The sequence below is a fragment of the Polynucleobacter sp. es-EL-1 genome (genome assembly GCF_018687975.1).
In the GTDB taxonomy this organism is placed as follows: Bacteria; Pseudomonadota; Gammaproteobacteria; order Burkholderiales; family Burkholderiaceae; genus Polynucleobacter.
In genome coordinates this window covers 215891-231920 of the sequence record NZ_CP061310.1, presented here as the reverse complement: position 1 = coordinate 231920, position 16030 = coordinate 215891, and the positions used below count along the sequence as shown (strand labels likewise).

The 16030-nt window shown below is 46.3% G+C and carries 15 protein-coding genes; 2 read left to right on the top strand and 13 right to left on the bottom strand.

Features of this window, described 5'->3' with window-relative positions; all coding sequences use genetic code 11:
* Positions 1-14: 14 nt before the first annotated feature.
* The 10 genes from hemL to FD974_RS01190 all read right to left on the bottom strand — a co-directional run bounded on the left by hemL (position 15) and on the right by FD974_RS01190 (position 10780).
* Positions 15-1307, bottom strand: coding sequence for a glutamate-1-semialdehyde 2,1-aminomutase (hemL, locus tag FD974_RS01235; protein WP_215365066.1), 1293 nt, complete (start codon positions 1305-1307; stop codon positions 15-17).
* Positions 1308-1357: 50 nt separating this feature from the next.
* The gene (locus FD974_RS01230) at positions 1358-1528 is read right to left on the bottom strand and encodes a rubredoxin (protein ID WP_011902084.1); all 171 of its coding nucleotides are present in this window, start codon (positions 1526-1528) and stop codon (positions 1358-1360) included.
* A 32-nt stretch (positions 1529-1560) separates the two neighbouring features.
* Positions 1561-3015: a class I SAM-dependent RNA methyltransferase gene (locus FD974_RS01225; protein ID WP_215365064.1), complete on the bottom strand. Its 1455-nt coding sequence runs from the start codon at positions 3013-3015 to the stop codon at positions 1561-1563.
* Between the two features lie 23 nt (positions 3016-3038).
* Positions 3039-3464 (bottom strand): CopD family protein, encoded by a 426-nt coding sequence (locus FD974_RS01220; RefSeq protein WP_215366516.1) that lies wholly within the window; start codon positions 3462-3464, stop codon positions 3039-3041.
* A 40-nt stretch (positions 3465-3504) separates the two neighbouring features.
* A complete protein-coding gene (locus tag FD974_RS01215) occupies positions 3505-4791 on the bottom strand; it encodes a glutamate-5-semialdehyde dehydrogenase (protein WP_215365062.1) in 1287 nt (428 codons plus the stop codon).
* 55 nt (positions 4792-4846) lie between these two features.
* Complete coding sequence (gene holA, locus FD974_RS01210) at positions 4847-5908, bottom strand: DNA polymerase III subunit delta (protein WP_215365060.1); 1062 nt, start codon at positions 5906-5908, stop codon at positions 4847-4849.
* A 19-nt stretch (positions 5909-5927) separates the two neighbouring features.
* Complete coding sequence (gene lptE, locus FD974_RS01205) at positions 5928-6455, bottom strand: LPS assembly lipoprotein LptE (protein WP_215365058.1); 528 nt, start codon at positions 6453-6455, stop codon at positions 5928-5930.
* Between the two features lie 26 nt (positions 6456-6481).
* The gene (gene leuS / locus FD974_RS01200) at positions 6482-9154 is read right to left on the bottom strand and encodes a leucine--tRNA ligase (RefSeq protein ID WP_215365056.1); all 2673 of its coding nucleotides are present in this window, start codon (positions 9152-9154) and stop codon (positions 6482-6484) included.
* A gap of 37 nt (positions 9155-9191) precedes the next feature.
* On the bottom strand, positions 9192-9992 hold the full coding sequence (gene dapB / locus FD974_RS01195) for a 4-hydroxy-tetrahydrodipicolinate reductase (protein ID WP_215366514.1): 801 nt from the start codon (positions 9990-9992) through the stop codon (positions 9192-9194).
* 68 nt (positions 9993-10060) lie between these two features.
* The gene (locus FD974_RS01190; RefSeq protein WP_215365055.1) at positions 10061-10780 is read right to left on the bottom strand and encodes an outer membrane protein assembly factor BamE; all 720 of its coding nucleotides are present in this window, start codon (positions 10778-10780) and stop codon (positions 10061-10063) included.
* A 49-nt stretch (positions 10781-10829) separates the two neighbouring features.
* On the opposite strand from FD974_RS01190, the gene fur reads away from it, so the two are divergent.
* Positions 10830-11282, top strand: coding sequence for a ferric iron uptake transcriptional regulator (gene fur / locus FD974_RS01185; protein WP_215366511.1), 453 nt, complete (start codon positions 10830-10832; stop codon positions 11280-11282).
* A 153-nt stretch (positions 11283-11435) separates the two neighbouring features.
* Here fur and gap read toward each other — a convergent pair whose 3' ends face one another.
* Positions 11436-12464, bottom strand: a complete 1029-nt coding sequence (gap, locus tag FD974_RS01180) for a type I glyceraldehyde-3-phosphate dehydrogenase (protein WP_215365053.1) — start codon at positions 12462-12464, stop codon at positions 11436-11438.
* Positions 12465-12500: 36 nt separating this feature from the next.
* The gene (gene tkt / locus FD974_RS01175; protein ID WP_251374623.1) at positions 12501-14495 is read right to left on the bottom strand and encodes a transketolase; all 1995 of its coding nucleotides are present in this window, start codon (positions 14493-14495) and stop codon (positions 12501-12503) included.
* 42 nt (positions 14496-14537) lie between these two features.
* Here tkt and FD974_RS01170 point away from each other — a divergent pair, with 42 nt between their 5' ends.
* Positions 14538-15299, top strand: coding sequence for a 16S rRNA (uracil(1498)-N(3))-methyltransferase (locus tag FD974_RS01170; RefSeq protein WP_215365051.1), 762 nt, complete (start codon positions 14538-14540; stop codon positions 15297-15299).
* A gap of 33 nt (positions 15300-15332) precedes the next feature.
* On the opposite strand, the gene FD974_RS01165 is transcribed toward FD974_RS01170, so the two are convergent.
* The gene (locus FD974_RS01165) at positions 15333-15953 is read right to left on the bottom strand and encodes a barstar family protein (RefSeq protein WP_215365049.1); all 621 of its coding nucleotides are present in this window, start codon (positions 15951-15953) and stop codon (positions 15333-15335) included.
* Positions 15954-16030: the final 77 nt, after the last annotated feature.

The following is a 16030-nucleotide window of genomic DNA, read 5'->3' as shown; positions in this document are numbered from 1 at the left end:
ATCAACCAGACTATTTAGAGCTTTTTAAAGGCGGATCTTGCAGCAGCAATAATCTCATCCACTACAGCATTGTCATGTGCAATAGAAGTAAATCCAGCCTCATACGCAGATGGTGCAAGATACACACCTTGATCTAACATCAAGTGAAAAAATTTCTTGAATGCCTCAATATTACTTTTGGTTACTGCCTCATATGAGGTGGGGACCTGGTCAGCAAAATAGAATCCGAACATACCGCCAACGCTATCTACTGCAAAAGGAACTTTTGCTTCATCTGCAGCCAGCTTTAGTCCCATCATCAGTTTTTCTGTCTGCCCTGTAAGGCACTCATAAAATCCAGCGCGAGAAACAATCTCCAGTGTTTTAAGTCCTGCTGCTACTGCAACTGGATTGCCTGATAAGGTGCCAGCTTGATAGACATTACCAAGTGGTGCCAGCTTGGACATAATTTCTTTTTTGCCACCGAAAGCTGCCATCGGCATCCCGCCGCCCATGACCTTACCCAAGCAAGTTAAATCCGGAGTAATGCCTTGCAAGGATTGAGCGCCACCTAATGCAACTCTAAAACCAGTCATCACTTCATCGTAAATCAGCACGCTGCCATACTGAGCAGTCAAAGTACGCATCGCAGATAAAAATGCTACAGATGGTTGAATCAAATTCATATTGCCGGCTATTGGCTCTAAAATCACTGCAGCAATCTGATCACCCTGCTTTTTAAATACTTCCTCTAGTGCTGCAACATCGTTGTACGGCAGCACTAGAGTGTGCTTCACCAAATCCTGTGGCACACCACCAGATGAGGGCGCATTTTGAGTGGAGTCAGCAAATGTCAGCAACCCAGATCCAGCCTTTACCAACAAACTGTCTGCGTGACCGTGGTAACAACCTTCAAATTTAATAATCAAATCTCGCCCGGTATAACCTCGTGCAAGACGCAGAGCGCTCATAGTGGCCTCAGTACCACTAGAAACCATGCGTACCTGCTCAACACTCGGCATGAGCTGGCAAATACGTTCAGCTAACTCAATTTCACCCTCAGTGGGAGCGCCGTAACTAAAACTGGTTTCTGCAGCCTTCTGCACCGCCTCAACCACTTCAGGGTTGGCATGCCCAGCAATCATGGGGCCCCATGACATGATCAAATCGATGTAACGCCGTCCATCGGCGTCCCAAAAATAAGGTCCCCTTGCCTTCGTTACAAAACGTGGCGTACCACCCACCTGACGAAAAGCCCGCACCGGGGAATTCACGCCTCCGGGAATCGTTTTTTGTGCACGCTCAAATAAGATATCGTTTTGTCCCAAGATGCTGTTCCTAATTTCGGTATTAATTTAAATATTTTTAGGCAGGTCGATTAAATTGCCATCATTTCAAAATCTTCTTTACGTGCACCACACTCTGGGCACGTCCAATTCATTGGCACATCTTTCCACAATGTTCCAGGTGCAATTCCCTCTTCAGGCAAACCGGCAGCCTCGTCATAGACCCAGCCACAAATCAAACACATATACGTTTTAAATTCCATATCTTCCTTTTTTACCATTCACAGTAATGGCATTATTTTAGATCTGGCTGGCTATCTCTTTTTTGATGCATTTCAAACTTAAAGAGCCTGCATTCCAAAGGGCCATTAAACAGCGGGGTACGCTTGGACTCCTTAATACGTAATTGTCCCGGCAAAGCCATATCTGCTGTAAGGACAAATACACTCCAGCCACCAAAAGCATCTTTCAGATGTTGGCCAAACTGACGCAAAAATTCTACAAACTGAGGATCTTGCTCCTCTTGGGCTTGTAATTTTTTAAGGGACTCTCTACTTGATCGTTTCGCACTTTGACGACCCGTTTCTACATTCTGCGCAAAGCGATCTTCAGTCACCTCTGCATCATCATAGACATCTTCTTCAGACTGCCTATCTCGACCACGACCGCCTTTAATTACCAATCGCTCACCGTAGGGAGGGTTTAAGAGCATGACACCATCTTTTGCATTCTGAGGAGGCTTGCTCGCCAAAGCATCAATCTGGCGAGTGACGGGTAAATCTGGCAATTGAGCACGCTGCCAATTGCCTTTAAACATTGCCACTAAGCGCTCGTTAATATCTCCGCCACTAATTCCTAAAGATTGAGCATCTGGATACTGCTGACGCTTTTCGAGCATTTGGGCTAAAGCAGCTTCTTTTAAAGCAGCCCATCGTTTTTGCTCACCAGCGTCGTTAAAGGTTTTGAGCCTCTGAAAACCAAAACCATGCGCAGAGGTCACTAAAGGACGGTAGGCCAGACGTGAAGGTTGTACATCATCGCCATACATCCCAGCACGAATCGCCCCTGGCGGAATCGCTAAAGCAGTTTGTGCTGCCTCAATCAGAAAAGTGCCACTACCGCACATTGGGTCGAACAAAGTCTGTGAGGGTCTCCAACCGGTAAGCGACAAAATACCAGCGGCTAAATTTTCTTTTAGCGGTGCATCGCCTTTTTCATCGCGCCACCCCCGCTTAAACAGAGCTTCACCGGAGGTATCTAAATAAATAGTGATCTGGGTAGCAGTCAGATGCGCCTGCACTCTTACATCCGGAAATGCCGTATCGATACTAGGCCGATCGCCAGTCACATCACGCAGACGATCGACAATCGCATCTTTAATTTTGAGAGTAGCAAAATTTAAACTCTTGAGAGGGGAGCGATGCGCTGTGACATCAACCCGCAGAGTTTGCTTCGATGAAAACCAATCTTCCCAAGCTAAGCCACTGGCTAACTTATACAAATCCTCTTCTTGACGATACGGCGCCTGAGCCATCTGCAATAACACTCGACTTGCAATACGGGAGTGCAAATTTAAAGCCATCGCCGCAGAAATCGGCGCTGCCAGCCCAACTCCCCCCGTAGGACTTGTAGGCGTAGGATCGATTACCCAAGTACCTAAAGCTTTTGAGTCAGGTCGCTGAGCAATAGCAGCCAACTCTTGTGCTAAAGGCACCTCTAGTCCACCTGGACAAACAACAAAAAATCTCATGGGACTAACAATCTAAAAAGGAATTAGGGTTTGATAACAACTAAGGCAGTCACTATCAAAAGTAATAGAACCGGAGCTTCGTTAAACCAACGAAACCAAACGCCAGAGCGAGTATTAATGCCATTACGAAATTTCTTCAGCAAAGCCCAGCAGGCATGGTGATAACCGATCACCAGAAGCACAAAGAATAATTTAGCGTGCATCCATCCCTCGCCTGCACCAATCTTAAAATGCAACCAAAGCGTCAAACCCAACAACACAGCAGGCACTGCCAAGATGGTCATAAAACGGAAGAGGCGATTGGCCATTCCCAAAAGACGTGCATAGGCTTCAGGGTGCTTCTCATCCGCTAAATTTACAAAAATACGTGGAAGATAAAACAAGCCCGCAAACCAAGAAGCAATTAAAACAATGTGCAAGGTTTTAGTCCACAAATATGCATTACCCATCATTTACCACCCTTCATTTTTTGATTTTGATTCATGTGCATTAAGTACGAACCTCGCCATGACCCATGACGATATATTTCAAGGAGGTAAGGCCATCCAAGCCTACCGGTCCACGAGCATGTAATTTGTCATTCGAAATCCCAATCTCAGCACCTAAGCCATATTCAAAGCCATCAGCAAATCGGGTGCTCGCATTAACCATCACACTAGAACTATCAACTTCACGCAAAAAACGATTCGCGTTCGATTGATTATTCGTAATAATGGCATCGGTATGTTTGCTGCCATATTGCTCAATATGATTCATTGCCTCGTCGATATCGGCCACGGTCTTAATCGACAAGATTGGCGCCAAATACTCTGTTTGCCAATCTTCTTCGGTAGCAGTTACTAAGTCTTTGAACCCAGCATCCTCAAGAGTCTTGCGGGTTATGGGATCAACCCGTAATTCAACCCCTTTGTCTTGATAAATTTTGCACAAGGCTGGTAGGACTTGTGGAGCAATCGAATGATTAACCAATAAAGTCTCCATCGCATTACAAGGGGCATAGCGTTGGGTCTTCGCGTTATCACATACTTTAATTGCCATCGCGATGTCCGCATCTGCATCAATATACGTGTGACAAATGCCATCGAGATGCTTAATCATCGGCACGCGGGCTTCCGCCATCAAACGTGCAATTAAGCTCTTGCCACCACGCGGCACAATCACATCGATATATTGCGTCATCGTGATCATTTCACCAACAGCAGAACGATCGGTTGTGGTGACAACCTGCACCGCATCCATTGGCAAATGAGCAGCATCCAAACCTTCTTGAATCAACTGCGCCAAAAGCGTATTGGAATCAATCGCCTCCGATCCACCACGCAAAATCACTGCATTACCAGATTTGAGACACAGTGCTGCCGCATCAATCGTGACATTAGGACGAGATTCATAAATGATCCCGATCACACCAAGAGGAACGCGCATTTGAGCTAACTCAATGCCAGAGGCTTGTTTTTGTAATGGGCTGATTTTGCCAATAGGATCATCCAAAGAAACAATCTGCTCTAAGCCTAAAGCCATGGACTCAATCGTCTTTGGTGTCATCGTGAGACGATCAATAAATGCTGCATCTTGGCCATTGGCTTGGGCACGGGCAACATCGAGCTGATTTACTCTTTGGATTTCACCGGCATTTTGGCGAATCAATTGAGCAATATGGGTCAGGGCTTGATTTTTTTGCTCACTCGAAGCGCGCGCCATCGCTCTGGAAGCCTCCCGTGCTCGGCGCCCAATCTCTTGCATCATTTGTTTAATACTATTCGTTGAATTGCTCATATCTTCACTATATCTTGAATTAATCCACTAACAATGAGTTGTGCTATCACACTGATTAACGCAGTAAATTACCTACCAAACGCAAACCATCCCAAGGATCCGTTGGCAAATCTGTAGCATGCAAACCCTTAGCCTGACGATCTAATCCAGCTGCAACCTGCATGGCTCTGCGTAACTTCAGAGGCTGCACACGTTTTAGTGCCATTGGATACAGACGCTCTTTGTTGCCCCAAATGCGATTAGCGCGCATTAACTGTTGCACAGATTCTCCTGCATCGCTTGCTGCTTTCAGTTTTGATAGTATCCGAAGCTCTTCAGTTACGCTCCATAAAATTAACACTAGAGCCTCGCCCTCGCCCTTTAGGCCATCAAGCATCCGATTAAGGCGGGATAAGTCACCAGCCAACATCGCCTCAGTTAATTCGAATACGTTGTACCGCGCTACTTTCAAAATAGCCGAGCGGATTTGATCCTCAGTCAGCACTCCAGCGGGATAGAGTAATCCAAGCTTTTGGATTTCTTGATGAGCCGCAATTAAATTACCCTCTACTTGCTCTGCAATAAAACTCAGAGCGCGTTGACCAGTAGGACCAGATTCCACTTCTTGGCCCTGTTTCTTGAGGCGCCCTGCAATCCACTGGGGTAATTGGCTCCGATCTAAGGAATCTAATTGAATCGCCATACCCGCCTCATCTAAAGCGGTGAACCAAGCAGAGGTTTTTGTCTTGCCATCCAGCCTTGGCAAAATGATGCACACAATCGTATCTGGGCCATCAGGACCTGCTGACTGAGCTTCAATTTGAGCGGAGAACTGTTTTAATGCCTCAGCACCATCACGCCCAGGCTTACCCGTAGGGATACGTAACTCGACCCAGCGCTTATCCCCAAACAAGGACATGGTTTGACCCGCATTTAAGAGCTGACTCCAATCAAAACCGCGCTCTTGTAAAAGAACTTCACGCTCGGTATAGCCCATTTTTTTAGCAATGGCGCGTAGCTGATCAATCGCCTCCATCATGAGCAGCGGCTCATCGCCGCTAAAAACATACAGTGGTTTTATTGCAGCAGCGGAATTTAATCCCTTGAGATGAACTTGTAGTGCATCGCTCTTAACCATGCGCTTTACCAATCATCACTTAAAAACTTTTTGCCTGTGGCGCTTTAGCTGAAGCGGCTACCCGACGCAAAATCTGTACTGCTAAGTCTCTACGCATCGAAGATAAAAATTGCTGCATTTGAGCATCCGAAGCCAAAACGGTTGAGACTGAAAAGTCCATATCTCGGGTCATGTAAATTTCTGCTTCAGGGACGACATCAGCGCCTGCATTGTCAAATGCTCTAAACCCAACCCGAATGCTGAGACGATAAGCAGAGACTTGCCCGTTGGAGTTATAGGCCAGAATTTCTCTGCCATTTAAATCGCTCGTGATGTCCAAGATCAGATCTGCATCTTTTGGGTTGATCGCAATCTTGGCATCAGTGCCCGTCAGAATCGATGTTTGCAAATCTGCACGCAAGGGTGGTGAAGGACTACCTGTAATGGCAATTACTTTAAATGGCAAATCTACCATGCCACGCATACGATAGCCGCAGGCGACTAAACCGCTAAACGGAGCTAAAGAGAGCAAACTAAGGACGGTACGCCTAACAGTGTTTACGCTCATGTCTTTAGTTTCTTATCTGGAATAAATTAAGCAACGATATTAATTAAGCGGCCTGGCACAACAATGACTTTTTTAGGCATTGCGCCATTGAGCGATCTTTTAGCTGGCTCACTTTGTAATGCTAAAGCTTCGATTTGCTCTTTGCTTGCATCTGCAGGCACTTGAATCTCACCCCTCAGCTTGCCATTAATTTGCAACATGATGGTGAGCTCAGTTTGCACTAATGCAGTCTCATCCACAGCAGGCCATGGGGCATCTAACAACAGGCCAAAGGACTTCTCGTAACCCATCTGCTTCCAAAGCGCATGAGTTAAGTGTGGCACGACTGGATATAAGACTCGAAGCAAAATACTCAGGCACTCCCGCAGAATCGCTGGACGAACGAGGCAACTGGCGCCCAACTTAATGGGCTCTAGAGTATTGAGCATTTTCATGGCAGCCGACACTACGGTGTTGTACTGGCGGCGTTGATAGTCAAAATTAGCCTGCTTGAGAATCGAGTGAACCTCACGGCGTAATTCTTTTTCAGCATCATTCAAATCCTGGGGCAATACATCATCCGCTGAGCAAATCGCATCAGACTGACTGCTTGAATACATCCATACACGGCGCAAGAAACGCGAAGCGCCATCAACACCGGCACCGGACCACTCCAGCTGTTGCTCTGGAGGCGCAGCAAACATAACAAAGAGCCTAGCGGTATCAGCGCCATATTGATCTATTAAGGCCTGCGGATCTACGCCATTATTTTTACTCTTCGACATCTTTTCAACGCCACCAATGATGACAGGCGTACCAGAGGCATCCCCTTTTAGCTTAGCACCCTGTGGTCGACCTTTGTCATCGAGCTCTAACTCAACATCCAACGGGTTGAGCCAGGTTTTTTTACCAGACGCTTCTTCAGAGTAATAGGTTTCGTTAAGCACCATGCCTTGCGTAAGCAAGTTCTGGAAAGGCTCATTGAATGTAATCAGATCAAGATCGCGCATCACCTTAGTCCAAAAGCGTGCATAGAGTAAATGCAAAATTGCATGCTCGATACCACCGATGTACTGATCCATGGGCATCCAATACTCATTCCGACCATCGACCATAGTCTTCGCATCTGGTCCTGTATAGCGCATGAAATACCATGAAGAATCTACAAAGGTATCCATCGTGTCCGTCTCACGACGTGCCGGTTTGCCACATTTTGGGCACTTCACATTTAAGAAGTCTGGGCGCTTATTGAGTGGATTACCACTGCCATCGGGCACACAATCTTCTGGCAATACCACGGGTAAGTCTGCCTCTGGCACAGGAACGGCGCCACAGCCAGGATTTTGCTCATCACCGCAATGAATAATCGGAATGGGAGTGCCCCAGTAACGCTGACGAGAGATTCCCCAATCACGCAAACGATAGGTTGTCTTAATTTCGCCAATGCCCAACTTTTCTAAATCAGCAGCAACTGCATTGACCGCCTCTTCATGCGATAGACCGTCGTACTTGCCACTATTAAGACAAACAACATTTTCTTTTTGCGCATACCAATCTTGCCAATGGCTGGTATTAAACATATCAGAAGGTGAGTGCAAAGCAATCACTTGCTTAATCGGTAGATCGTATTTAAGGGCAAATGCAAAATCGCGTTCATCGTGTGCTGGCACGCCCATCACGGCGCCATCACCATAAGACATCAGCACATAATTACCAACCCAAACAGGTACAGGCTCATTTGTCAAAGGATGTGTCACATATAAACCAGTGAACATCCCTTCTTTTTCTTGGGTGGCCAAGTCTGCCTCGATGACACTGCCCGTTTTACATTTCTCGATAAATGCTGCTAGCGCTGGATTATTGAGAGCGGCTTGACTTGCCAATGGATGCTCAGCCGCAACTGCGCAAAAGGTAACTCCCATGATGGTGTCGGCACGGGTTGTAAACACATACAACTGTCCATCTTGAATAAAATTACCTTGCGCATCCGCAATTTCATGCTTGAAGGCAAAACGCACACCGCGGCTTTTACCGATCCAATTTTGCTGCATGGTTTTGACGCGCTCAGGCCAGCCTAAACCATCCAAACCTGAGAGGAGTTGCTCTGCATAGGCAGTGATATTGAAGTAATAACCCGGAATCTCGCGCTTTTCTACTAAAGCACCTGAGCGCCACCCCCGCCCATCAATCACCTGCTCATTTGCTAAAACTGTTTGATCGATAGGATCCCAGTTAACCACCTGAGTCTTGCGATAAGCAATCCCTTTTTCGAGCATCTTCAAAAAGAGCCACTGGTTCCAACGATAGTAATCTGGACTACATGTTGCTACTTCACGTGACCAATCAATGGCAAGACCCATGGCCGCCATTTGCTTTTTCATATAAGCAATGTTGTCGTAGGTCCACTGAGCAGGAGGCACTTTATTCTGAATGGCCGCATTCTCAGCAGGCATACCAAATGCATCCCAACCCATTGGCATGAGCACGTTATAACCTTGCATCCTGAGCTGACGCGCCATCACATCATTGATGGTGTAGTTGCGCACATGGCCCATATGTAACTTCCCGGATGGGTAAGGCAACATTGAGCACGCGTAATACTTAGGCTTTGGCTGACCAGAGGCATCTACTGCGTTCTCACTAACCCGATACGCTTGCGCACTTTCCCAATCAGCTCTTGCTGCCGCCTCAATACTGCGGTGGTCGTAATCCCTAGTCATTCAGTGAAACTCTTTTCTTCTATTTTTAATTAATGATTTATTGGCGCAAACCAAGTACGTCTTGCATGTCATAGAGACCAGAATTCTGATTTTGTAGAAAACGGGCTGCACGCAAGGAACCTTGAGCATATGACTGACGACTAGAGGATTTATGACTAATCTCAATCCGCTCGCCCTCACCAGCAAACAAAACTGTGTGGTCACCAACAATATCGCCTCCACGGATCGTTGCAAAACCAATCGAACCCGCTTTACGCTCCCCGGTATGACCCTCTCTGGCATAGACCGCAACATCATTCAACTTCTCGCCAAGCGCATCCGCAATGACTTCGCCCATTCTGAGCGCAGTACCTGATGGAGCATCTACTTTATGGCGATGATGCGCTTCGATGATTTCAATGTCGTAACCTTCATTTAGCATCTTGGCCGCAATCTCTAACAACTTGAATGTTGCATTCACACCAACACTCATATTCGGCGCAAAAACAATTGCTAAATTGGAAGAAGCCTTTTTAAGACTCTCAATTTGCGCATTGCTTAGACCAGTTGTGCCAATAATCATTTTGCATCCGGTCTTTTGCGCTACTGCAAGATGCGCCATCGTGCCTTCTGGGCGAGTGAAATCAATTAAAAATTCAGCGCCTGTCAAAGCCTTTGCAATATCTGATGTAATGACTACGCCAGTTTTTTTACCTAAGAAGGCGCCAGCATCTTCTCCCAGTAGCGGGCAAGACTCATGCTCCAGAGCGCCAACCAACTCAGCATCCGAGCAATTGAGTACGGCCTCAATCAACATTTTTCCCATGCGCCCTGTTGCACCAGCAATTGCGATTTTCATCATTTGTATCTTCGTTTCTTATTCAAGGTTGTCGAAAAAAATCATTCGACATCAACACAACTTTATTTTTATTTAACTTCACTAGCCTGCGGAACGTTGAGGGCACCAGGGCCTAACTGTTGAGGCGCTGGCGGTGCTTCTGGTGATTTTTTTGAGAAACTAAAAAAGTCCCAAAAAGAACTGCTAGCAGGAGCCGCAGGCACAGCTTTCCCGGCTGGCAAATTATCAGTTGGGCTCGGCACTAGCAACTCCGGCTGTTGTAATGGTGGAGTGACTGGCGGCTTATTGGAGCCAGTAATCACATCCCAAAATGACCGTTTGGATTTTGCATAGCCATCAATTTCAGCAACCATTTCCACTTCGGTTGGCAAAGGATCGCCCTGAAACTTTACTAACTTATCACCTTCAAAAAATACGGTTACCCGACGCTCTTTGGCAATAGGTTGGCCAGCACGCTTAAATTCAAAAATATAGTCCCAGCGATTTGCATGGAAGTAACTTGCCAACAAAGGAGTTCCCAATATTTGACGAACCTGCTCGCGACTCTGGCCCAGTTGCAATTTGGCATATTGCTCACTAGAAATAAAGTTACCCTGAACAACATCGGGGACATAGGGTTTGAAAACCGTATTCATCCAAGCACGCTGTTTCTCATCTACTGCACTAGTGCAACCGGTAGATGCAATAAAGCTAGCCAAAATGACGATCCATAAACCCGAACGAAAATGGTCAAAAACCCTTGAGGTGGCAGGGATAAGGCGATTAAATAGTTGAAGGCAATTTTGCATGGCAGGCCGTATCATTAAGACATTGATTTTAGCTCCCAAAGCCATGAATATGAACCAAAACCCCACTCCTGCAGATTTACGCGATATTGGCCTTAAGGCTACTGGTCCCCGGATGAAAATTTTGGATTTTTTTCATCAAAATGGAGGCACCCACTTTAGCGCCGAAGACGTCTTCATGGCCCTTGCTAAAGAGGACAAAGAAATTGGTTTAGCCACTGTTTATCGAGTACTCACCCAGTTTGAGCAAGCAGGGCTCTTGTTACGTAGTCACTTTGAATCCAGTAAAGGGGACGGACGGGCCATTTATGAGCTCAATGAAGGCCAGCATCATGACCACCTTGTTTGCCTCGACTGCGGTCATGTCGAGGAATTTGTCGATGAGGCAATCGAGAAAAGGCAGCGCGATATTGCTAAAAACTTGGGTTTCAAGCTCCAAGAGCACTCTTTAGCCATGTATGGACACTGCCAAAAGAAAAATTGCCGCAATAAACAAAAAACCTAAGCTTTTTTACCCGATCTTGATGGGTATTTGAGAAAATATCTCTTGAAATTTAGCAAAATAAGCGAAGTTAATGAAAAAAGACCTCAATTGAGGTCTTTTTCACAACTAAAACAAGATTTTAAGCGCTCTTAGGCTTAAAGCCTGATTGTTCTTTCACTTTACAGCCATCAATGCCTCAGCTGCATTGAGCATCTGCACTGAATAACCCCACTCGTTGTCATACCAAGCCAAGACTTTCACTAACTTGCCGTCCGCTGACACTCGAGTCTGAGAGGCATCATAAATACTTGGGCGAGGGTCATGATTAAAGTCGATGGAAACCAAAGGCAAGGTATTGAAACCCAAAATACCCTTCAATTCACCTTCGCTCGCTGTTTTGAGGATAGAGTTCACTTCATCCACGCTGGTAGCACGGCTGGCAGCAAAGGTTAAATCGACAACAGAAACGTTAATGACCGGCACCCGCATTGCAAAACCGTCAAAGCGTCCTGCCAAAGCTGGCAATACCAAACCAACTGCCTTCGCAGCCCCAGTCTTCGTAGGGATCATACTGCTCACCGCAGAACGCGCACGGCGCATATCCTTGTGATAAACATCTGTTAACACCTGATCATTGGTAAATGCATGAATGGTGGTCATCAAACCCGATTCGATACCAATCTGCTCTAACAAGGGCTTTACCAACGGCGCTAAACAGTTAGTCGTGCAGCTCGCATTCGAAACTACGATATCGCTGGGCTTAAGTACTTGTTGATTAACGCCGTAAACAATTGTGGCATCCACATCTTTTTCACCTGGAGCAGAAATCAATACTTTCTTTGCACCTTGAGAAATATGCACCATGGCTTTTTCTTTAGAAGTGAATTTGCCCGAGCACTCCAATACCAAATCGACCCCCAACTCACCCCATGGAGTTTCTAATGGGTTACGAGTGGAGAACATTTTGATGCGATCGCCATTCACAACCATGCAATCACCATCGACTTTCACTTCTGCCGGAAAGCGACCATGTGCAGAATCATACTGAGTGAGATGTGCATTGATATCGATATCCCCCATGGCGTTAATTGCCACGATCTTGATATCGCGTCTTGGCTTGCCATTGACCTGATCTTCATATAGTGCGCGTAAGACCATGCGGCCAATACGGCCATAACCATTTATTGCGACACGAATTGTCATGTGATTCCCCTTACCAATAATTGAATTGATCCCGAATTAATTATTCGAGATGCATTGCTTAACAGTCTTTGCAATTTCGTCAACTGTTAAACCAAAGTACTCGTACAACTGCGGAGCCGGTGCAGACTCACCAAAAGTATCTACGCCATGCACAGCTGCACAACCATATTTCCACCAAAAATCACTTACGCCAGCCTCAACCGCAATTCGCGGAATGTTAGCGGGTAATACTTTTGCTTTATACGCAGCATCTTGTTGATCAAATACAGTTGTAGAAGGCATCGACACTACGCGAATACCCATACCTTCAGACTCCAAACGCTCGGCTGTTTGCAATGCCAACGCAATTTCTGAACCAGTAGCAATAATCACTGCATCAATTTTTGCTTTCTTGGAATCACGCAGCACATAAGCACCGCGCGCAATATCTTTGATCTGCTGGGCATCACGTGAAACAAATGGGCAATTCTGACGACTAAAGATCAAGGCACTTGGGCCATGCTTACGCTCAATCGCAGCACCCCACGCAACCGCACTTTCAGTGGTGTCACATGGACGCCAAACCATTAAATTCGGAATCAGACGCAAGGACGCGACATGCTCAACAGATTGGTGTGTGGGACCATCCTCACCCAAACCAATCGAGTCATGTGTGAAGACAAAAATACTGCGCAGCTTCATCAGTGCAGCCATGCGCAAGGCATTGCGACTGTAATCCGAGAAGGTTAAGAAGGTACCGCCGAAAGGAATGTAACCACCATGTAAAGCAATACCGTTCATGATGGCGCTCATACCAAACTCGCGAACACCATAATTAATGTGGTTACCCCACTGATCCGCTCGTACTGGCTTACATGCTGACCAATTGGTTAAGTTGGAACCAGTCAAGTCAGCAGAACCACCCATAAACTCCGGTAAGGCAGGCGCCAAAGCTTCGATAGCATTTTGACTTGCCTTGCGAGTAGCTACAGTTTCAGCCTTGGATTGACATGTCTTGAGATAAGCATTGAGCGTAGATGAAAATTCTTTAGATAAATCGCCCTGCATACGACGCTGTAATTCAGAGGCTAACTCCGGATATTTATTTTTATAAGCTTGAAATTGCTTATTCCACGCATGCTCAGCAGCTTGCCCACGTTTCTTAAAATCCCAAGCCTCATAAATATCTTTCGGGATTTCAAATGGGGCATATGGCCAATTCAGAGCAACACGGGTTGCAGCAATCTCTGCAGCACCTAATGGGGAACCATGAACCTTATCGCTGCCAGCCATATTGGGAGAGCCTTGACCAATCGCAGTCTTGCAACAGATTAAGGTTGGCTTGTCACTCTTCTTGGCTTTAGCAATTGCACTGGATACAGCTTCAGCATCATGACCGTCGACATCACGAATTACATTCCAACCATAGGCTTCAAAACGCTTTGCCGTATCTTCATTAAACCAAGAAACGACTTTGCCATCAATGGAAATGCCGTTGTCATCCCACAGTGCAATCAATTTATTGAGCTTGAGCGTGCCAGCCAATGAACATACTTCATGACTGATACCCTCCATCAAACAACCATCACCTAAAAATACATAGGTGTAATGATCGACAATATTGTGACCTGGGCGATTAAATTCTTGCGCTAATAATTTTTCAGCAAGCGCCATCCCCACTGCATTTGAAATTCCTTGACCCAATGGACCGGTAGTGGTTTCAACGCCTGCGGTAATTCCATATTCAGGATGTCCCGGTGTTTTGCTATGCAATTGACGGAAATTTTTCAACTCACCGATAGGTAAATCGTAGCCAGTCAAATGCAACAGTGAATACAACAACATTGAGCCATGACCGTTTGACAAAACAAAACGATCGCGATTCATCCAATGCGGATCAGTGGGGTTATGTTGCAAGTGTTCATTCCACAATCCCACTGCAATATCGGCCATGCCCATCGGCATCCCAGGATGCCCTGAATTGGCTTGTTGAACTGCGTCCATTGATAAGGCACGAATGGCATTAGCCATACGAATTTGAAGATTTGACATCGTAATATTGGTCTCGGAGAATAAATTCGCTATATTTCAGTAATGCCTCAATTTTATCTTCCCGGCCCATGGGAAACCGAAAAGCCAAACCCCCTCCCCCCTGAACTCGCTCACCACTTACGAGTGCGCCGTATTCAGATCGGCGAATTCTTCCCCATCTTTGATGGCAAGGGCCAAGTTGCCCAGGCAAAACTGTTGTCTCTCAGCAATAAGTCTGGGGAAGCCGATTTGAGTGATATTCGCCTAGACACCCATCGTGAGAGCCCTTACGCCATCACCTTGGCACAAGGCCTGGCTGGGGGCGATAAGATGGACTGGATCGTTGAAAAAGCCATTGAAACTGGTGCCCAGACTATTGTGCCCCTGCAATGTGAGCGCTCAGTAATCAAATTAACTCGCTCTAGTGATGCGGAGAGGGCTCAAAAGCGTCTCCTCCACTGGGCGGGCATTGTTCAGGCGGCCTGTGAGCAGTGTGATCGTACAGTTTTAGCTTCTGTAGAGCCCGTGCAAAGTTTTGAAAGTTATCTACAAAAGCCACAAAAAGCCAAACTTAAGCTACTTTTAAGCCCAGATACCGACAAAAGCCTGTATTCCGTATTAATTGAAAGTCCACCGCAGGATGTTATTTTGATGATTGGGCCGGAAGGTGGTCACTCTCCAGAAGAAGAGGCTCAAGCTCAGGCTGCTGGATATCAGATCGTCTCTTTAGGTGATCGAGTATTGCGAACTGAGACCGCTGGAATTGTTGCAATCACAGCTGTACACAGTATTTGGGACCCAGAAATGCAAAATCGCCTCAAATAGAGGCGATTTGTGCAGTGTTACTACCAAATTTACTTAGGCAAAAGAGTAGAACACGCGATAAGGCGTACGACGCTCTGACCAGAAATCTACTGCATCGCGGAAGACATCTAATAAAGTTTCGCGTGCTTCCTTGTCAAACTTCTGAGTACAGGGCAAACCTTCCAGTACCACAACAAATCCTGGCTGCGGGCCAGACTTATCAACAGTTGTAGTTAAGGCATCCAATAGTGGATCAAAATTTTTGGCTTGTTGCTTAGTAAACGTGTAAGCAATCGCAATCGCCTCTAACACCTCACCTTTGGTCATTGCATTAGCGCAATTTGCGTAAATGAAATGCTGCCCAAGCTCAGTTGCTGCCTCTTGGAGGTCTGGCGTACGGAAAGCGCGGATTGATTGCACGATATTAGGGCGCACACTGCGCAACATTGCCGGCGGTCCGGCATCGCGAACGGCCAAAGCGGCACGCCAAGAAGCTGTCACTTTTTTCCCCGAAACTTGATTTGCTGCATAGGTTTGTAAACGAGATAAACCGCCCTCAGCATAGATATTGGCTGCTGATGACTCAGATTCAAGTCGATCATTACTATCCCAACTTTCAGCGCGACTATGTTCGTCGAAGCCTACTAAAGTGCTGTTTTCAGAGCGATTATTCATGATGGGTGCTAGGTTACCCTTAACACGCCATCAAATCAAGCCCAATTACAGTGCATTTTATATAAACCATTGATTTA